The 17,359-nt window shown below is 71.4% G+C and carries 23 protein-coding genes; 10 read left to right on the plus strand and 13 right to left on the minus strand.

The genetic code is table 11. The features are described from left to right. The first annotated feature begins 16 nt into the window (after positions 1-16). The gene (locus ACZ7OU_RS04550; RefSeq protein WP_470240770.1) at positions 17-970 is read left to right on the plus strand and encodes a prephenate dehydrogenase; all 954 of its coding nucleotides are present in this window, start codon (positions 17-19) and stop codon (positions 968-970) included. A gap of 3 nt (positions 971-973) precedes the next feature. Here ACZ7OU_RS04550 and ACZ7OU_RS04555 read toward each other — a convergent pair whose 3' ends face one another. Beyond that, a complete protein-coding gene (locus ACZ7OU_RS04555) occupies positions 974-1,183 on the minus strand; it encodes an antitoxin (RefSeq protein ID WP_360478704.1) in 210 nt (69 codons plus the stop codon). A gap of 24 nt (positions 1,184-1,207) precedes the next feature. Then, the gene (locus ACZ7OU_RS04560) at positions 1,208-3,175 is read right to left on the minus strand and encodes an FUSC family protein (RefSeq protein WP_470254230.1); all 1,968 of its coding nucleotides are present in this window, start codon (positions 3,173-3,175) and stop codon (positions 1,208-1,210) included. Between the two features lie 68 nt (positions 3,176-3,243). Here ACZ7OU_RS04560 and ACZ7OU_RS04565 point away from each other — a divergent pair, with 68 nt between their 5' ends. Next, on the plus strand, positions 3,244-3,693 hold the full coding sequence (locus ACZ7OU_RS04565) for an SRPBCC family protein (protein ID WP_470254231.1): 450 nt from the start codon (positions 3,244-3,246) through the stop codon (positions 3,691-3,693). Between the two features lie 103 nt (positions 3,694-3,796). Further along, positions 3,797-4,561, plus strand: coding sequence for a polysaccharide deacetylase family protein (locus ACZ7OU_RS04570; protein ID WP_470239807.1), 765 nt, complete (start codon positions 3,797-3,799; stop codon positions 4,559-4,561). On the opposite strand, the gene ACZ7OU_RS04575 is transcribed toward ACZ7OU_RS04570, so the two are convergent. The 4 genes from ACZ7OU_RS04575 to ACZ7OU_RS04590 all read right to left on the minus strand — a co-directional run bounded on the left by ACZ7OU_RS04575 (position 4,558) and on the right by ACZ7OU_RS04590 (position 7,332). After that, a complete protein-coding gene (locus ACZ7OU_RS04575) occupies positions 4,558-5,031 on the minus strand; it encodes a carboxypeptidase regulatory-like domain-containing protein (protein ID WP_364379156.1) in 474 nt (157 codons plus the stop codon). The genes ACZ7OU_RS04570 and ACZ7OU_RS04575 overlap by 4 nt on opposite strands. Further along, positions 5,028-5,633 (minus strand): RNA polymerase sigma factor, encoded by a 606-nt coding sequence (locus ACZ7OU_RS04580; protein WP_470239808.1) that lies wholly within the window; start codon positions 5,631-5,633, stop codon positions 5,028-5,030. Before ACZ7OU_RS04580 ends, ACZ7OU_RS04575 begins: the two co-directional genes overlap by 4 nt. A gap of 415 nt (positions 5,634-6,048) precedes the next feature. Next, a complete protein-coding gene (locus ACZ7OU_RS04585) occupies positions 6,049-6,714 on the minus strand; it encodes an SGNH/GDSL hydrolase family protein (RefSeq protein ID WP_470254232.1) in 666 nt (221 codons plus the stop codon). A gap of 9 nt (positions 6,715-6,723) precedes the next feature. Next, complete coding sequence (locus tag ACZ7OU_RS04590; RefSeq protein WP_470254233.1) at positions 6,724-7,332, minus strand: NAD(P)-dependent oxidoreductase; 609 nt, start codon at positions 7,330-7,332, stop codon at positions 6,724-6,726. A gap of 83 nt (positions 7,333-7,415) precedes the next feature. Here ACZ7OU_RS04590 and ACZ7OU_RS04595 point away from each other — a divergent pair, with 83 nt between their 5' ends. After that, positions 7,416-7,979: a TetR/AcrR family transcriptional regulator gene (locus tag ACZ7OU_RS04595; RefSeq protein ID WP_470254234.1), complete on the plus strand. Its 564-nt coding sequence runs from the start codon at positions 7,416-7,418 to the stop codon at positions 7,977-7,979. Here ACZ7OU_RS04595 and ACZ7OU_RS04600 read toward each other — a convergent pair. After that, on the minus strand, positions 7,976-8,464 hold the full coding sequence (locus ACZ7OU_RS04600; protein WP_470239812.1) for a GbsR/MarR family transcriptional regulator: 489 nt from the start codon (positions 8,462-8,464) through the stop codon (positions 7,976-7,978). The two genes, ACZ7OU_RS04595 and ACZ7OU_RS04600, sit on opposite strands and share 4 nt — an antisense overlap. Before the next feature lie 93 nt (positions 8,465-8,557). On the opposite strand from ACZ7OU_RS04600, the gene ACZ7OU_RS04605 reads away from it, so the two are divergent. After that, complete coding sequence (locus ACZ7OU_RS04605; RefSeq protein WP_470239813.1) at positions 8,558-9,454, plus strand: ABC transporter ATP-binding protein; 897 nt, start codon at positions 8,558-8,560, stop codon at positions 9,452-9,454. Next, complete coding sequence (locus tag ACZ7OU_RS04610; RefSeq protein ID WP_470254235.1) at positions 9,451-11,088, plus strand: ABC transporter permease; 1,638 nt, start codon at positions 9,451-9,453, stop codon at positions 11,086-11,088. The genes ACZ7OU_RS04605 and ACZ7OU_RS04610 overlap by 4 nt, the downstream gene beginning before the upstream one ends. On the opposite strand, the gene ACZ7OU_RS04615 is transcribed toward ACZ7OU_RS04610, so the two are convergent. Together ACZ7OU_RS04615 and ACZ7OU_RS04620 are read right to left on the minus strand one after the other, a co-directional pair. Further along, positions 11,085-11,558, minus strand: a complete 474-nt coding sequence (locus ACZ7OU_RS04615; RefSeq protein WP_470254236.1) for a hypothetical protein — start codon at positions 11,556-11,558, stop codon at positions 11,085-11,087. The genes ACZ7OU_RS04610 and ACZ7OU_RS04615 overlap by 4 nt on opposite strands. Before the next feature lie 39 nt (positions 11,559-11,597). After that, the gene (locus ACZ7OU_RS04620) at positions 11,598-11,924 is read right to left on the minus strand and encodes a hypothetical protein (protein WP_470254237.1); all 327 of its coding nucleotides are present in this window, start codon (positions 11,922-11,924) and stop codon (positions 11,598-11,600) included. A gap of 127 nt (positions 11,925-12,051) precedes the next feature. Here ACZ7OU_RS04620 and ACZ7OU_RS04625 point away from each other — a divergent pair, with 127 nt between their 5' ends. After that, a complete protein-coding gene (locus ACZ7OU_RS04625) occupies positions 12,052-13,269 on the plus strand; it encodes an MFS transporter (RefSeq protein ID WP_470254238.1) in 1,218 nt (405 codons plus the stop codon). Here ACZ7OU_RS04625 and ACZ7OU_RS04630 read toward each other — a convergent pair. Then, positions 13,246-13,803, minus strand: coding sequence for a TetR/AcrR family transcriptional regulator (locus ACZ7OU_RS04630; RefSeq protein ID WP_470254239.1), 558 nt, complete (start codon positions 13,801-13,803; stop codon positions 13,246-13,248). The genes ACZ7OU_RS04625 and ACZ7OU_RS04630 overlap by 24 nt on opposite strands. A 95-nt stretch (positions 13,804-13,898) precedes the next feature. Between ACZ7OU_RS04630 and ACZ7OU_RS04635 the strand changes: the two genes are divergently transcribed. Continuing rightward, the gene (locus ACZ7OU_RS04635; RefSeq protein WP_470254240.1) at positions 13,899-14,318 is read left to right on the plus strand and encodes a nuclear transport factor 2 family protein; all 420 of its coding nucleotides are present in this window, start codon (positions 13,899-13,901) and stop codon (positions 14,316-14,318) included. Here the strand turns inward: ACZ7OU_RS04635 and ACZ7OU_RS04640 are convergent. From ACZ7OU_RS04640 to ACZ7OU_RS04650, 3 genes are all read right to left on the minus strand, one after another. Beyond that, a complete protein-coding gene (locus ACZ7OU_RS04640; RefSeq protein WP_470240771.1) occupies positions 14,281-15,069 on the minus strand; it encodes a metal-dependent hydrolase in 789 nt (262 codons plus the stop codon). The genes ACZ7OU_RS04635 and ACZ7OU_RS04640 overlap by 38 nt on opposite strands. A gap of 59 nt (positions 15,070-15,128) precedes the next feature. Then, on the minus strand, positions 15,129-15,482 hold the full coding sequence (locus ACZ7OU_RS04645) for an STAS domain-containing protein (protein WP_470239820.1): 354 nt from the start codon (positions 15,480-15,482) through the stop codon (positions 15,129-15,131). 206 nt (positions 15,483-15,688) lie between these two features. Beyond that, positions 15,689-15,997 (minus strand): WhiB family transcriptional regulator, encoded by a 309-nt coding sequence (locus ACZ7OU_RS04650; RefSeq protein WP_155548578.1) that lies wholly within the window; start codon positions 15,995-15,997, stop codon positions 15,689-15,691. A 162-nt stretch (positions 15,998-16,159) separates the two neighbouring features. Between ACZ7OU_RS04650 and ACZ7OU_RS04655 the strand changes: the two genes are divergently transcribed. Further along, on the plus strand, positions 16,160-16,576 hold the full coding sequence (locus ACZ7OU_RS04655) for an anti-sigma factor (RefSeq protein ID WP_470239821.1): 417 nt from the start codon (positions 16,160-16,162) through the stop codon (positions 16,574-16,576). Then, positions 16,573-17,352 (plus strand): SigB/SigF/SigG family RNA polymerase sigma factor, encoded by a 780-nt coding sequence (locus ACZ7OU_RS04660; RefSeq protein ID WP_470239822.1) that lies wholly within the window; start codon positions 16,573-16,575, stop codon positions 17,350-17,352. Before ACZ7OU_RS04655 ends, ACZ7OU_RS04660 begins: the two co-directional genes overlap by 4 nt. Positions 17,353-17,359: the final 7 nt, after the last annotated feature.

Genomic DNA, 17,359 nt, shown 5'->3' on the forward strand with positions numbered 1-17,359 from the left:
CGTGCGAGACGTATGCGTGATCGGGCTCGGGCTGATCGGCGGTTCGCTGCTGCGCGCGGCGGCCGCCAGCGGCCGCACGGCGTTCGGCGCCGCGGTTTCCGAAGTGGACGCCGACGCGGCCAGCAGAGCGGGTTACGACGTCACGACGGACGTCGAAGCCGCCCTGCACCGGGCCGACGGCGCCGACGCGATGGTGGTGCTGGCCGCGCCGCTCACCGCGGTCGAGGACCTGCTGCGCCTGGTCTCCCAGCACGCGTCGCACTGCCTGCTCACCGACGTGACCAGCGTGAAAGCGCCGGTACTGGACGCCGTCCGCCGTCGCGTGCCGTACACGCGGTTCGTCGGCGGGCACCCGATGGCCGGGACGTCGAACTCGGGCTGGCTGGCCGGCGACGCCGCGCTGTTCCAGGGGGCGGCGTGGGTGGTCGGCGTCGAGGAGGACACCGACCTCGACGCCTGGTCGGAGGTCACGCGGCTCGTGCTGGACATCGGCGCGCACGTCGTCCCGCTGCCCGCCGAGTCGCACGACGAAGCCGTCGCCCGGATCTCGCACCTGCCGCACCTGCTCGCGGCGATCCTCGCCACGATCGGCGCCGAGGGCGGGCCGCTGGCCATGTCGCTGGCCGCCGGGTCGTACCGCGACGGGACGCGTGTCGCGGGGTCGAACCCGCAGCTCGTGCGCGCGATGACCGAAGGCAACCGGGACGCGCTGCTGCCGATCGTCGACGAAGCCCTCGGCCGGCTCGGCGCCGCGCGCGGTTCGCTCGCGTCGACCGGCGGCCTGGCGGCCACGATCAACGCGGGGTACGAGGGCGCGCAAGCGCTGGCCGCCAGCCTGGACGCCGAACGCGCCGGCGTCCGGATCAGCCTGGCGGCCCCGGACGCGCGGCAGGGCCTGATCGCGCTCGGCGAACGCGGCGGCCGGATCACCGGCCTCGCGGACGGGATCGCGACCGGCGAAGTCCAGTAGGACCTACTGGGCCGGCGGGGTGTCCGGCTTGTCGTCGAACTTGTCGAGGAAGCTCTTCGCCTTCTCGATGCCGCTGTCGATCTGCTCGTCGTGCCCGGAGAACTTCGACTTCGCGAAGTCACCCGCCTTGTCGAGGCCGTCCTCGATCTTGTCGCCGTGCTCCCGCAGGGCCTCTTCGGCCTTGCCCTTCAACGCATCGAAGTCGATTCCCATGGCCGTAATTGAACAGCACTCCCGTCACGTGCGCCTGTGGTAGGGCAGGAACCGCCGGACGAGCCGCAACGGCGTGCGTTCCACCAGGTCAGGGCCGCGGACGGCGTCGAACGCCGACTCCAGCTGGTCCACCACGCCGGCCAGCTGCGCGCTGTCCGGCAGCGGCATCGACGCGGGCTCCCGCTGCTCGCGGATCGCCGACGCCAGTTCGGCCAACGCGGCGGTGAGCAGCTCGATGTCCCCGGGCTCCGGCGGGGTCAGGCCCCGGCCGATCGTCACGCCGACCTCGGTGACGGCGTCCGCGACGCGTTCCTGCGCGGCGATGACCGGCCACCACGCGACCGCCTGGCGGCCGTTCGCGGACGGCTCGACGACGACCTGCTGGAACGCCGTCCGCAGGTCGGCCAGCGCCCGGTACGCGCCGCGCCGGGCCCGTGAGCGCGCGAGCCGCGCTTCCCCGGAAGACGCTTCGACCAGCGCGCACGAGACGTACTTCGCGACGGCGTCCAGCCCGTCGGCCAGCCGGCCGCCGACCTGGGGACGACGGCTGCCCGGCCAGAGCAGGTAGCCGAAGACGAGGACGATCACGCAGCCCAGCACGGTGTCGACCAGCCGCGCCACCACGACGTTCCAGCTGCCGGTGTTCGCCAGGTCCATCTGCAGGATGATCAACGGCGTCACGAACGCGCTGAGGATGCCGTAGTTGCGCACCTTCCCGACCGCGACGCCGCCGGCGAAGATCGTGATCAGCGCGACCAGGAGCCAGCCGTGCCCGCCGACGCCGAGGACGATGGCCCCCACGCCGACGCCGACGACCGTGCCGATCCCGCGCAGCACCGCGCGGCCGAAGACCGAGCCGAAGTCCGGCTTGAGCACGATCCCGACGGTCAGGGTGATCCAGTAGGACCGTTCGAGCGGCACGAGCAGCCCGACGACCTCGGCGATCGCGACGCACAGCGTCAGCCGCAGCGCGGCGATCCACGTCAGCGGGCCGGAGGCGAGCGAACCCGCCCACGTCCGCAGGCGCCGGTACCAGGGCGTCAGCTCCCGGCGCTTGCGGTCGTCGCCCTTGCCGATCCGGACCAGACCGGCGTACAGCGCGGCGAGCACCGGGTCGGCGGCGTCGTCCGGCCTCGGCGGCGGTTCCGGCAGCGGCTGGCTGGCCAGCACCGACGCCGAGAGCGCGACGAAGTGGTCGATGACCTCCTGCGGCGTGCGGCGGCCGGCGTTGACCATCGCCACCGACGCCTCGACCGCGGGCGTCGTCGCCGAGAGCAGGTTGAGCAGGTGCCGGTAGGCGGCGTCGCGGCCGGACAGCCACGAGCGCGCGGTGAGCAGCTGGTCGTACGCGGTGGTCATGGCCGTGGTCAGCCGGTGGCGGGCGACCCGCGAGACGGCTTCGTCGGTCGCCGAGAGCATCGCGGCCAGCTCGACGTAGACGTGCGCGACGGCGGAGCGTTCGGGGCTGGTCGCCCGGAAAGTCCAGCTGGCGAGCGCCACCAAGAGGCTCCACACGGCACCGAGGCAGAAGAAGCCGAACAGGACCTCGACGCGCACGCCGGTCGCGTGCTGGCCGGTGCCGAGCACGGCGAACACGAACATCTGCAGCCCGGCGACCGAGGCGTTGCTGCCAGCTGCGCTGATCAGCGCGGACACCGCCGCGACCAGGATCACCGCGGGCACGGACAGCGCGGGCGTGCCGCCGGTGAGCAGCCCGACGGCGTACCCGAACGCCGCCGCCAGCGTCGCGCCGCCGAGCCGGCGGGCGCGGTAGCGGTAGGGGCCGGCCGACTCGGACAGCACGGCGGGCAGCGCGCCGGTCGAGATCAGCGCGCCGACAGCGATGTCGCCGGCCGCATAGGCGACCGCGAGCGGCACGGCCAGCGCGATGACGGCGCGGGCGACCATGTTCCACGGCACCGGGACCGGCTTGCTGCGCAGGAGCTGGGTCAGCCAGTGCGGCGCGGCGATGTCGGGACGCGGCGTGCTCACGCCCCCATCTTGACCTACGCTGCGCGGAACGCTTAATTATCAATCTGTCAACAACGTGGGAGGTTCCGGTGGGCCGCAAGTTCTCCTTCGAGGTCAACCGCACGAGCAGCGCGCCACCGGCGGCGTTGTTCGCACTCGAAGCCGACGGCCCGCGCTGGGCGGAGTGGGGAAAGCCACTCATCGTGCAGGCCCGCTGGAAGCGCCAGGGCGCCGATGACCCGGCCGGCGTCGGCGCCGTCCGCGAGGTCGGCCTCTGGCCGGTGCTGATCCGCGAGGAGACGCTCGAGTACGAGCCCGGCCACAAGCACGTCTACACGTTCTTCGGCGCCAACCCGATCAAGGACTACCGCGCCGAGGTGCTGTTCACGCCGACCGAAGGCGGCGGCACGCACCTGCGCTGGACCGGGTCGTTCACCGAGCCGGTCAGGGGCAGCGGCCCGATCCTGGCGGCCGGACTCGAACGTGTGATCAGGCTGTTCTCCGGCAAGCTGGTCAAGGCGGCCGAAAAAGGACGCTGACCTGGGTGGCTCCGGCCACACAAGATCAGCCGACGCAACTTGACCCCGGGCTCCAACGTCACTCTTTCGTGTAGTTCTGAACTACGCGGAAGGGGGACGTGGGATGAAGCGCGTCGCAGCGGTGGTCGTCGCCGCGGCACTGGCACTCACGGCTTGCTCGGCGAGCGAGCCGGCCCAACGGGAGTTCGGCACCAGCCAGCCGAACCCGGCACCCGGCGGCGGCCCCGCCGGGACGACGTCGGCGCCGTACCCGTTCGGCACGGTCCAGCAGAAGGCGCCGGCGATCGCGAACGGCGAGGTCCCGGTGGTCAAGCGGATCACCACCGACAAGCCGTACGTCTTCCTCACCATGGACGACGGCGCGGTCAAGGACCCGGACGCGCTGAAGCTGATGCAGCAGAACGGCACCCACCCGGTGCTGTTCCTGAACCAGAAGTACGTGAAGGGCCACGAGGCCTACTTCAAGCAGATCCTCGACGCCACCGGCGCGACGCTCGGCGACCACACGGTCGACCACCCGAACCTCAAGGGCAAGCCGTACGAGTTCCAGCGCAAGGAGATCTGCGACGACGCCGACGACTTCCAGAAGAGCCTCGGCGTGCGGCCGTCGCTGTTCCGGCCGCCGTTCGGCAACTACGACCAGAACACGCTGCGCGCGGCGGCCGCGTGCGGGATGCGCGCCTCGGTGCTGTGGACGGCCGCGGTCAACGACGGGCACGTCCAGTTCCAGGCCGGGGACAAGCTCAAGCCGGGTGACGTCGTGCTGATGCACTTCCGCAAGACCTTCAAGGAGGACTACACGGCGTTCGTGGAGCAGGCGAAGAAGGACGGACTGACGCCCGTCCCCCTCGCCGACTTCCTCGGCTAAAGCACGACCGTCGGCGTCACGACGGTCCGGCGGCACGTCACGTCACCGAGGTGCACGAGGATCTGCGTGGTCCCTCGCGGGACGTTGTCGAGCACGAACCGGCCGCCTTCGTCGGCGGTCGTGGACGACGTCCCGTGCTCGGCGACCCGCACCTCGACGCCGTACTGGCCGGCGGGCACGAGCCAGCCGTCGATGCGGTGCAGCTTGCCGATCTTGGTCAGGTTGATCATCACGGTCAGGTCGCTGACGGTGAAGGTGATCGTCCCGGTGCCGCCACCGCGGACCCCGGCCAGGTTGTCCAGCCGCTCCCACCGCGCGACCTCGACGTCGAGGTCTTCGAGGGCGAGCGCGAACTGGACCCGCTGCACCAGGTCGTCCGGCGGCGGGTCCAGCTCGTCGAGGAAGCGGCCGATGCCGGCCAGGATCAATTCGTCGGAAAAGGCCTCGCCCGGCGTTCCGAGGTCGTTCATCGGCTTCCCCCTTCACTGACGAGCAGATCGCGCATCTGGTCGAGGCAGCGTCCCCTGGTCGGGCCGACACTGCCGCGGGGCATGCGCAGCGCCTCGGCGACGAGCTGGTACTCCGCGCGACCCGCGAGCACGGTCAGCCGGAGCAGGTCCTGACAGCGGTGGGGCAGCCGGACGAAGGCGCGCCAGACCCGGCGGTCGCGGTCGGCGCGGACGGCTTCGTCTTCGGGTGCCGGTTGGGTGCTCGGCATGGCTTCGGCGACTTCGTCGCTCAACGGCACGGGCTGCACGCGCCGGCCGAACGGGTGCGTGGCCTCGCGCCGGGTGGTCGTGATCAGCCACGCGGCCAGGGCTTTCGGGTCTCTGAGCTTCCCGAGCTGGCTGAAGAGGGCGAGCCACACCGTCTGGACGACGTCTTCGGCGACCGAGCGGTCGAGGCCGTTGGCCCGGGCGACGTGCCAGACCAGCGGGGTCAGCTCGGCGACGAGGCGGTCCATCGCGCGGCGGTCACCGTCCCGGGCGGCCTGCATGCACGCGGCGTGCAGCTCGGCGCCGGTCAAGCCCTCCCAAGGCGGGTCTACCTCTGTGGTTTGCACGTCGGTCACCGTATCTGCCCCTCTTCGGAAAAGTCTTCGAGTCGGCTTCGGCAGTATCGCGGGTCCTTCGGGGGGAAGGAGCGTGCAGGTGGATCTCGGATACATCAAGGTCACTTACTTCGTCGGTCGCGCTTCCGGTCAAGGACGATCGAGGGAGGTACCGGCCGGCGCGTCACCCGCGCCGACCGGTACTCCCCTCCCTCAAGGGCCCGCTCCCCAACGGACCCCGCCGGATGACCCCTCCCCCGAAGAGCACCCGGCCGACGGTGTCCGGAAGCCCCCTCGGCTCCCGGCCACCGCGCATTTCGAACTCGGCACCCCCTGCCGTGTTCCCATTTCCGTGCTTGGCTGCTCCACAGGACGCAATGGAGGGGCGGCCAGATACACGAACCGCGAACTTTTTTTGAAGATCGACGCAGGGCGGCTAACCGATCACAGGGAGTGCGAGGGTGCGGGCCCAGCGGGCGTACCCGGCGGGCCCCGGGTGGAAGTCGTCCGACGCGAAGGCGGCGGGGTCGAGCAGCGCGGGGTCCATCGGCAGGTGCCGGACGCCCGGGATCCGGCCGAGGGCCGCGGCGGCGGCGTCGAGGGCGGTCGAGCGGGCCGAGAGGACGTCTCGCAGCGGTCGCGGCAGCGCCGGGAAGCGGGACATCGGCGGCACACCGGCCAGGAGGACGTCGACCGGGCCGAGGCGCCTTCTCAGCTCGATCACCAGTTCCAGCAGGTCACGGCGGTAGCCCGCGGCCGACCGGAGCTCGATGGTGTCGTTGACGCCCAGCGCGACGACCACCAGGTCGGCCGGGCGGACCAGCGGGACCAGCTCGGCCCGCACGACCCGGGCGTTGGCCCCGGTCCGGCCGACGGCCTGCCAACGGACCGCCCGGCCGCCGCGCGCGAGCTCGCGGGCGAGGCAGCCGGTGAGCGCTTCCTCGTGGTTCGCCGCGCCGACGCCGTCCACTGTGGATTCGCCGAGGACGGCCAAGCGGAAGGGGGTCCCGTCCCCCGGCACGAACCCTTCGGTCGGACCGGCGGCACCGGGGAGCCGCGGGGTCTTCCACTTGACGTAGAGGGCCTGAGCGAGGATCACCATACTTCGACGCTAGCCGTGGGCGATGGAAACCTTCGCCCTGGTCAGCGTGGGCTCCGCCACGGCGTCGAGCAGGAACGCGGCGACGTCGGCGCGCCGGATGGTGAACGTGCGGACGTTCCCGTCGAGCCGGCTCACGACCTTGCCGGTGCGCGGCCCGTCGAGCAGCATCGGCGGGCGGACCACGGTCCAGTCCACGTCGGACGCCGTGACCACGGCCTCCATCGCGAGCATGTCCGCCCAGCCGTGCTTGAGGAAGGTGTTGAGCAGCGGTTTGACGAGCGCGCGGGTGAAGAAGCCGTCCCCTTCGGTGTGCATGCCGCTGGCGCTGACGACCAGCAGGCGCTTCGCCCCGGCGTCGAGCGCCGCACGGGCACCGTCCACGCAGACCGTCGTCGGCCCGCGGTCACGCGAGCCGAGCGCCGACACGACGGCGTCGCGCCCCTCGATGGCGGCGGCGAGCTTGTCGTGTTCGTCCAGGCCGGCGACCACGACGTGCGCCGGCAGCGTCAGCCGGGCCGGGTCGCGGACCACCGCCGTGACGTCCCAGCCCCGCTCCAGCGCCTGCTTGACGACCTCGGTGCCGACCCCGCCGGTCGCGCCCAGCACGGTGATCTTCATGGTGTCTCCTCGTCGGTTAGTGAACACTCACCAGGTAGGGTGAGTGTTCACTAACCACGCTGAGAACGCACTCAGGAGCCGCCATGGGAAGCCGTGAGGAGATCGTCGCCGCGGCCGCGAAGGTGATGCGCGAGCAGGGCTACGCCCACGCGACGACCAAGGTCATCGCGCGGACCGCGGGATACTCGGAAGCCATGCTCTACAAGCACTTCCGCGACAAGACCGACCTGTTCCTCAGCGTGCTCTCCGACGAGCTGCCGGCACTGGGCGCCACGCTGGCCGAGCTGACCACGAACCCCGGGCGGGCGCCGCTGCGCGACAACTTCGTCCGCGTCGCGCGCCTCGGCCTGGCGTTCTACACCGACAGCTTCCCGATCGCCATCTCGATGTTCTCGTCCCGCGACCTGCTGCGCTCACACCGGGACCGCGTGGGAGGCGCCGGGCCGCGCATCCCGCTGAAGGGCGTCGAAGACTACGTGCGAGCCGAGGTGGCGCTGGGCCGGCTCAAGGCGGACACGGACGCCGAGGCCGTCGCGTCACTGCTGCTCGGCGCTTGTTTCCAGCAGGCTTTCCTGGCCACGTTCGAAGAGCGCGAGCCGGCCGACCTCGCCGACCGGCTCGTCGACACGCTGCTCGCCGGGCTCTAGGCGTTCTTCTCCGCGCGCATCTTGTGCCAGCGCTCGTACATGCCGTTGAGCTCCTCCAGCATGAACGACAGGAAGTCGCGCATCTCGGCGAGCCGCTGCCCGGCCGGGGAGTCTTCGCCGAGGGCGTCGATGCCGTCGCCCGCCGCGTCGCGCCACATGATGATCATGCGGTCGCGCTTGAGGAACGTGGCGTACCAGAGGTCGTCGAAGAGGCGGTAGTGGTCGCGGCGCTCGCCCGGCTCGCGTTCCTTGGCGACCAGGCCGATCTGCTCGAGGAAGCGCACGGCGCCGGAGATGGCCGCGGGACTCACCGACAACTGCGAAGCCAGGTCGGCCGCGGTCAGCCGGGCGTCGTCGGTGGTCATCAGGGCCGCGAAGACCCGCGCGGACATGCGCTGCATCCCGATCTGCGAGAGCACCAGGGCCAGGCTCTCGACGTACCGGCGGACGGCGTCTTCATCTCTTTTCGTGTCAGGCGTCGTCATCGGCCCATCCTCCCGTATCGCCCCAGCAAGATCACTCCATCTAGACATTTTCTTAACTTCACAACTTCTTGAAATCAGTGTAGCTTCCGAAGCATGGAAAATGCCATCGCGATCTCCGGCCTGCACAAGTCGTTCGGCCGGACCAAGGCCTTGGACGGCCTCGATCTGCAGGTACCTACTGGGGAAGTACACGGCTTTCTCGGCCCGAACGGCGCCGGGAAGTCGACCACCGTCCGAGTCCTGCTCGGCCTGCTCCACGCGGACTCGGGGGACGTCCGGCTGCTCGGCGGCGACCCCTGGAAGGACGCCGCGAGCCTGCACCGCCGGCTGGCCTACGTGCCCGGCGACGTCAACCTCTGGCCCAACCTCTCCGGCGGCGAGGTGATCGACCTGCTCGGCCGCCTGCGCGGCGGGCTCGACGAGAAGCGGCGCGCCGACCTCGTCGAACGGTTCGACCTCGACCCGAAGAAGAAGGGGCGGACGTACTCGAAGGGCAACCGGCAGAAGGTCGCCATCGTCGCGGCGCTCGCGTCCCGGGTCGACCTGCTGATCCTCGACGAGCCGACGTCCGGCCTCGACCCGCTGATGGAGGCGACGTTCCAGTACGCCATCCAGGAGGAGCGCGAGCAGGGCCGGACCGTGCTGCTCTCCAGCCACATCCTCGCCGAGGTCGAGGCCCTGTGCGACAAGGTGAGCATCATCCGCAACGGCGCCACGGTCGAGTCCGGCACGCTGGCCGAGCTGCGCCACCTCACCCGGACGTCGATCACCGCCGAGCTCGCCGGGCCGCCGAACGGGCTGGCGACGCTGGAGAACATCCACGACCTCAAGGTCGACGGCAACCGCGTCCGGTTCGACGTCGAAACGCGCTCGCTCGACGAAGCGCTGCGGCAGCTGACCCAGGTCGGCGTCCGCAGCCTCGTCAGCCAGCCGCCGACGCTGGAAGAGCTGTTCCTGCGCCACTACACCACTGAAGCGAGCGCGAAATGACCGCGACGCTCTCCCGCGCCGAAGCCGACGTCGCGCCCGCCCACGAACTGGCGGGCACCTGGCACCTCACGCGGCTCGCGCTGCGCCGCGACCGCGTCGTGCTGCCGATCTGGATCGTGCTGCTCAGCATCGTCCCGGCCAGCACGGTCAAGACGTTCACGCAGTTCTACCCGACGGCCGCCGACCGGCAGGCGCTGCAGGCCGGCGCGAACACCAACCCGTCGTACGCGCTGCTCTACGGGCCGCCGTTCGACCTGACCACCGCCGGCGGGTTCATCTCCTGGCGCATGTGCGGGTTCCTGGCGCTGCTGACCGGGCTGATGGTGGTCTTCACGGTCACGCGGCACACGCGCGCCGAGGAGGACACGGGCCGCGCGGAGCTGCTCGCGTCCGCGATCGTCGGCCGGTACGCGGCGCTGACGTCGGCCGTCCTGGTGGCCGGCGGGGCGAGCGTGCTGATCGGCCTGATCCAGTACGGCAGCATGGTCGGCGCCGGGCTGCCCGCGACCGGCTCACTCGCCTTCGGCGCGTCACAAGCGTTGTCGGGCTTGGTGTTCACGGCCGTCGCGGCGGTCGCCGTCCAGCTCGCCGAGTACTCCCGCACGGCCAACGGGATCGGCACCGCCGTGGTCGGCGCCGCGTTCCTGCTGCGCGGCGCCGGAGACTCCACTGTGGACGCTCGCTGGCTGTCGTGGCTGTCGCCGATCGGCTGGGTGCAGCAGGTTCGCGCGTTCGCCGGCGAACGCTGGTGGGTGCTCCTGCTGCCGGTGGCGTTCGCGCTGCTCGTCGGTGCGGCCGGGTACTGGCTGCTGCCCCGGCGCGACGTCGGCGTCGGCATCCTGCCGCCGCGGCCGGGTCCGGCGCGGGCGGCGGCGAGCCTGCGGACGCCGTTCGCGCTCGCCTGGCGGCTGCACCGCGGCCCGCTGCTCGGCTGGACGATCGGGATGGCGGTCGTCGGCGCGGTGTTCGGCTCGATCGCCAGCGGCATCGGCGGCCTGGTCGGGTCGAGCCCGCAGGCGCAGGAGATCATGGCCCGCCTCGGCGGCAGCGAGGCGCTCACGCAGGCGTTCCTCGCCGCCATGGCCGGGATGTTCGCGATGGTCGCGTCGCTGTACGGGATCCAGGCGGTGCTGCGCATGCGCGGCGAGGAGACGGCGATCCGGCTCGAGCCGGTGCTGGCCACCAGCGTCGGCAAGCTGCGCTGGGCCGCGGGTCACCTCGTCTTCGCGTTCTTCGGCACGGCGTTGCTGCTGCTCTCCGGCGGCCTGTTCATGGGCCTGGCCAACGGGTTGCGCGCCGGCGACCTCGGCGGCTCGATCGGCGACTCCCTCGCCGGGATGCTCGTCCAGCTGCCCGCGGCGTGGGTCGTGGTCGCGCTGGCCGTGACGATCTTCGGGCTCCTGCCGGGCTTCTCGGCCGGGGCCTGGGCGGTCGGTTCGCTGGCGCTGCTGCTGAGCCTGTTCGGCCCGATCGTCAACCTGCCGCAGGCGGTCCTGGACGTCTCGCCGTTCCAGCACCCGCCGAAACTTCCCGGTCAGGAGCTCGTCGCGACGCCGCTCGTCTGGCTCACGGCGGTGGCGGCGGTCGCCCTGGTCGCCGGCCTGGTGGGCTGGCGACGCCGGGACGTCGGCTAGCGCGGCTTCAGCTCGTGGCCGGGGCCGGCCACGAGCTGGGCCTGCGGTCCGCCCTGCCCGCACGCGGGGCCGCCCGGGTGGACGAAGACGGGCGTCACGGTGACGGTGTGCGGCTCGCCGTCGTCGAAGCGGACGGTGACCCGGATCGGCTCGGCCTGCAGGCCCGGGATGTCGGCGAAGCCCTGCAGGCCGCCGGTCGGGACCATCGAGACGCCGCAGGAGGCGTCCGGGCCGGTCCCGGTGCAGGTCTGGGTGCCCGCGGCCGTCTCGGGGAAGAGCTCGACGGGACGCGTGACGCACTGGTCGCCCCAGCACGCTTCGAGCGTCGCGCGGGTGATGCCGGCGGGGTCGGGGACGGTCAGGCCGATGCCGACCCGGGTGCCGATCGCCGGGCAGGCGACCTCCGTCCCCGAGCCGGCCTGGCCGCACCCGGCGGCGGCGAGCAGGAGTGCCGCGATCCACATGCGCATGCCGACCAGACGGAATCGATCGCGCCCGGGTTGCACGGGTCAGTCGCGCCACCCGCTGGTGAGCGGAAGAACGGGCGACGTCGACGTCGGCGTGGTCGACGTCGGGGTGGGCGTCACGGTGACCTCGACGACGCTCGTGGTGGTGCTCGGCGGCGAGGACTCGACGGAGGTGACGGTGGCGGGCGGCACCGACGCGGTCACGGTGACGGGCACGGCGGAGACGGTGCTGGGCGGCGGCGGGGCGACGACATCGGCGGGCTTGGAGACGGGTTTGCCGGCGACGAGCAGCGCGGCCACCAGCAATCCGGTGGCGAATCCCGCCAGCCCGGTCACCGCGGTGGAGCCCCAGGTAGGTCGGCTGTGCATCCGGGCACCCCCTCGCCACGCGTAGCGCAGGTACGAGGACTAACTCGCGTTGATCTTAGCTCTTGTTACAGACTGTGCACCTTGAGTCTGCTTGACTCAACTTTGTTGAGCGTGCCAGGTTGGGGTCATGGGGGCTCTGGGAAACCGCGACTTCCGCCGCCTGTGGCTGGCCGACCTCGTGAGCCAGCTCGGGAGCCGGATCGACGTACTGGCGGTGCCGCTGCTCGCGGCCACCACGCTCGGGGCGTCGGTCTTCGAGGTCTCGCTGCTGCGGACCGTGGAGAACCTCCCCTACCTGGTGCTGGGCCTGCAGGTCGGCGCATGGTGCGACCGCGTGCGCCACCGCCCGGTGCTGATCGCCGCCGACCTCGGGCGCGCGGTGCTGATCGGGTCGATCCCGGTGGCCGCACTGTTCGGCGTGCTCGGGTTGGCGCAGCTGCTGGCCGTGGTCCTCGGAGTGGGGCTGCTCGGCGTGTTCTTCGACATCGCGCACCAGACCTACGTCCCCAGCCTGGTGACGCGCGAGCAGCTGCCGGACGCGAACGCCCGGCTCCAGACGAACCTGTCGATGGCGGCGGTCGCCGGTCCGGGCCTGGCCGGGCTGATCATCCAGGTGCTCGGCACCGCCGTCGCCCTGGCCGTCGACGCCGTCAGCTACCTGTGGTCGGCCCTCTGGCTGCGCCGGATCGAGACGCCGGACGCGCGACCCGAGCCCCGCGAACGACGGCTGCTCCGCGAGATCGGCGACGGCCTGCGGCTGGTCCGCGGCGACCGCGTCCTGCTGGCGATCAGCGTCCACGGCGCGGTGTCGAGCTTCTTCCAGTCGGTGCACCTGGCCATCGTGATCGTCTTCCTCGCCCGCGACGTCGGGCTCTCGCCGTGGGCGATCGGCCTGCTCGGCACGTCGACGCTGACCGGCGCGCTCGTCGCCGGGCTCACCGCGCGGCGGATCGGCGACCGGATCGGCGGCGCGCGGGCCCTGTTGAGCGCGGCGGTGCTGTACGGCCTGGCCTACCAGCTCTACCCGTTCACCGGCCGCGGCTGGGCGCTCGCCTACTACGTCGTCGCCGGGTTCTTCGCGAGCTTCGGCGTCATCGTGCTGAACGTCTTCGGCATGAGCTTCCAGCAGGCCGCCGCGCCGCCGGAGGTGCTGGGCCGGGTCAACTCGATCACGCACACGCTGGTGTTCGGCGCCATTCCGCTCGGCAGCCTCGCCGGCGGCGCGCTGGCCAGTGCGTTCGGGATGCGGATCACGCTGCACATCGCGGCCGCGGGCGTGCTCGCCTCGGCCGCGATCCTGGTGTGCTCGCCGCTGCGGAAGCTACGCGACCTGGTTCCCGGCTGAGGCCCGCAGCCCGTCGACCACGATGCGGACCAGGTGGCGGCTGCCCGGTGAATACCGCTCGACCGCGAGGCAGCCGACGATGAGCGCGCGCAGGTCGTCGCCGTCGATGTCCGGGCGGACGGTGCCCACCTCCTGGGCCCGGCGGAGGAGTTCGCCCAGCGCCGCGCGGAAGTCGTCGCCCGCGCCGGCCTTGAAGGCGTGGCCGCTGGACTCGGCCAGCGCGTCGCAGATGGCGCGGTTGAGCGACGCCTGCTTGATCACGCGGACGAAGTAGTCGAGGAAGACTTCGCCGGGGTTCTCCGCCGTGGCGAGCGCGCGGGCTTCCTCGGCGAACTGCTCGATGCGCTCCAGGACGACGGCCTGGAAGAGCGCTTCCTTGCTGGGAAAATGCCGGTAGACGGTCCCGGCGCCGACCCCCGCGAGCCGCGCGATGTCGTCGAGCGGCACGGCGAGCCCGTCGGCGGCGAACGCCTCTTCGGCGGCAGCCAGGACCTTCGCCCGGTTACGCCGCGCGTCCGCGCGCATCTTCTCCATGTCTTCTCCTCGTTGACAACCGGAACGAGCGCTCCGTATCGTCGTAAGCGGGTGCACCGTTCCGATTCAACGTCCAGTCTTCCAGGAGAATTCCGATGTCCGAAATCCGCGCTGTGTTCGACCGCTTCCTGACGACGTCGGTCGAGAACCGCTGGGACGACCTCGCCGACTGCTACGCCGAAGACGTCACCCTCGAAATGCCGTTCACCCTCCCCGGAGCGCCCCGCGTGACGAAGGGCCGCGAGGAGCTGCGCCGCCGGTTCCGCCGCGCGGGCGAGTCCCGCCGGATCACGAAGGCGGACAACGTGATCGTGCACGAGACGGCCGACCCCGCGGTGCTCGTCACGGAGTTCGACCTCCACCAGGAGATGGCCGGCGAGAGCTTCGTGGCGACGTACGTGATGGTGATGACGATCAAGGACGGCCTGATCACGCACACCCGCGACTACACGGACACCGCCGCGGCGGCGGAACGGCTCAAGGCGTGGTCGCCTGCTGGGACGCCGGCGGGATGAACAGGCGCTCGAACGTGCTCACCGAGTAGTTCCACACCCCCGGCACCAGCAGGACCGCCAGCACCGCGAACACCGGGAAGATCAGCCGCTTCTCGACCTTCTTGCCCGTCTTGAAGCGCAGCACCTTGGGTGGGCGGATTTCGTACCAGGTCTCGCCGGCGATGGGGACCGGGAACAGGAACGGGCAGCCGGCCTCGGTCAGTGCGTCGCCGAGGCAGTGGGTCAGGCAGCCCGCCGCCACCGCGACGCCCAGCCAGCCCGTGATCGACTCCAGCTCACCCGCCCGGTCGGGCGGCGCCGTGAAGAACCACCAGGCCACCGCGGCGCCGCTCACCGGGAGCAGCCAGTCGCCCAGTGCGCCTTCCGCCAGCATCAGGCCGAAGACCACCACGCCGACGACCGCCCACGGGCCGCCGGCTTCCGTGCCCCACGACGTCAACGCTCCGAGGCCGGCCGCGAACAAGACCGTGTGGGACAGGTGGCGGTGCTTGCCCGTCACGTTCTCGTCGCGCGGGCCCTTCGTCAGCGCGTAGAACGACGCCGACACGCGGCGCAGCAGCCAGGACAGAGCACCCGTCAGCCAACCGAGCAGACGGGACGCGCTCGCTCCGGGGTGGTCGAGATCGGGCAGCAGGGCGAACCCCGCCGTCGTGGCGGCGAAAACCACCGCCTGGTGCACCGAACCCGCTCCGACCGCGGGCGCCAGGGCCAAGCCCGCGCACCAGCCGGTCAGGGCATGCGTCCGCCCCATCATCGTGCCGCCCCCAAGGTCCACGAACTGAAATCAGTCCGCGGAACCGTAGCGGGCGGTCAGGCTTGGGGGTCCTCCGACACGCTCAGGTGTTCGGCCACGCCGGTGAGCTCGATCACCCGGCTCACCGCGGGACTCGGGACGACCTCGAGTTCGACATCCTGCTCGCCGGCCTGGCGTTGTGCGCGGAGCACGACGTTCAGCGCGGAGGAATCGAAGAAGGTCACCCCGGTCAGATCGGCCACGACCCGCTGCGCTCGCTTGTCCGCGATCAGCCCCGCCAGGGCTTCCTGCAGCTGCGGACTGGTCAGCAGATCGAGCTCGCCGGTGACCACCACCCGGGGCTCCGTCGCGTCGGTGTCCAGCGAGATGCCGAACCCGGGCGGGGTGGCGTTCTGGTCGGCTGCGGGCATGCAGTTTCTCCTCGTCAGGCGCTGCTCCTGCGCCGGGTACGCGCCTGCTGTCTCAAGCGGCAACCGTGTCACCGTGCCTTTCCAGAAGCTCGCGGCGGCACGGTCAAGGCAACTCCGGGGCCAACCCTAACCCAGGAAGCGGCCGAGCCCGCCACGGCCGCCGTCCTTTCGCGCTGACTGCTCACGTTCGATCGAATCCTGCCTGGTCAGTGCGCACTCATCACCTTCCGCGCCGCCCTGCGTTGACGCAGGAACAGCTGCCGCCGTTCGATCTCCCCGAGACCGCCCCAGATGCCGTACGGCTCCTGTACCGTCATCGCGTGCGTGCGGCACTGGGCCAGGACCGGGCAGGTCTGGCAGATGGCCTTGGCCCGCGACTCGCGCCGCTCCCGCGCCGAACCCCGTTCGTTGTCCGTGTGGAAGAACAGGCTGCTGTCCGCACCTCGGCACGAGCCATTCAGCTGCCATTCCCACTCTTCAGCAACCACGTTGGGCAGCCGGCTGACGTCAGCCATGTCGTCCCTGCCTTTCCCAGGATGAGCATGTCGATCGCTACATGCCCGCCGGTGGAGCGGATCAAACGCGGGTTTGGTTTGCTCACCCCACGGGCATCTCGCGACCGGGCGTGAAGAGGACACCGCCGACACCTGGAGCGCGAGCCGGAGAAAGGAACAAACGTGGAGGACAACGCCCCGCTCGTGCCGGAAGGCGCGCAGGTCATCGAGGTGCGGACGGCCGCGATCCCGCACGTGGTGCCGACGCTGCGCACCATCGTGGCGGACATCGCGATGCGCCAGGACTTCGACCTCGACGCCGTCGAGGACCTCCGGATGGCGGTGGACGAAGCCTGCTCGCTGCTGCTCCCCGCCGCCTCGGACGGCCGCCTCACCTGCATCTTCTCGTGGAGCGGGCCGCGCATCGAGGTCTCGGTCTCGGTGCTTTCGGACACTCCTGACCACGAAGACGACTCCGGCCTGTCGTGGCAGCTGCTGACCGCGCTCGCGACGTCGGCGCAGCGCACCGTGACCCCCGAGGACGGGCGCTACCTGTCCCGGGTCGACCTCGTCCGGGAAAGCCAGGCGGCGGACTCGTGAGCGATCCCGCCGGGAGCAGCGGGAACGACCTCGACGTCGGCGCGCTGTTCGTCCAACTCGTCGCGCTGCCGGCGGGCTCCCCGGAGCGGGAGCGCGTCCGGGACACGCTCGTGCGCGGCCACCTGGAGCTCGCGCGCAACCTGGCCCGGAAGTTCCGCAACCGCGACGAGGCGATGGAGGACCTGGTCCAGATCGCCACGGTCGGGCTCATCCACGCCGTCGACCGCTTCGACCCCGAGCAGGGGACGGACTTCCTGGCCTTCGCCGTCCCCACCATCTCCGGGGAGCTGCGGCACCACTTCCGGGACAACAGCTGGTCGGTGCGGGTCCCGCGGCGGCTCAAGGAGCTGAACGCGAACATCTCCGCCGCGCGCGAAGAGCTCACCGTGCAGCTCTCGCGCGCGCCGAAGCCCAGTGAGATCGCCGGGCGCCTCGGCGTCCCGATCGAGGACGTCTACGAGGGGCTTCGCGCCGGTCAGGGCCGCTACGGCGCGTCGCTGGACCACCTGCTGGAGAACGCGGCGCACACCCGGTTCGGGGCGCCGGACGCCGAGCTGGGCCAGGCCGAGCTGCGCGAGGCGCTGCGCCCGATGCTGGACAGCCTGCCGGACCGGGAGCGCAAGATCGTCGCGCTGCGGTTCGGTTCCGGGATGAGCCAGTCGGACATCGCGCGCCGCGTCGGGGTCTCCCAGATGCAGGTGTCGCGGTTGCTGGCCGCGACGCTGAAGAAGCTGCGTTCGGGCCTGGACGAATCCGAGCTGGCCGACGGCACCTGATTAGCCG

The organism is Amycolatopsis sp. NPDC114505 (assembly GCF_055633615.1).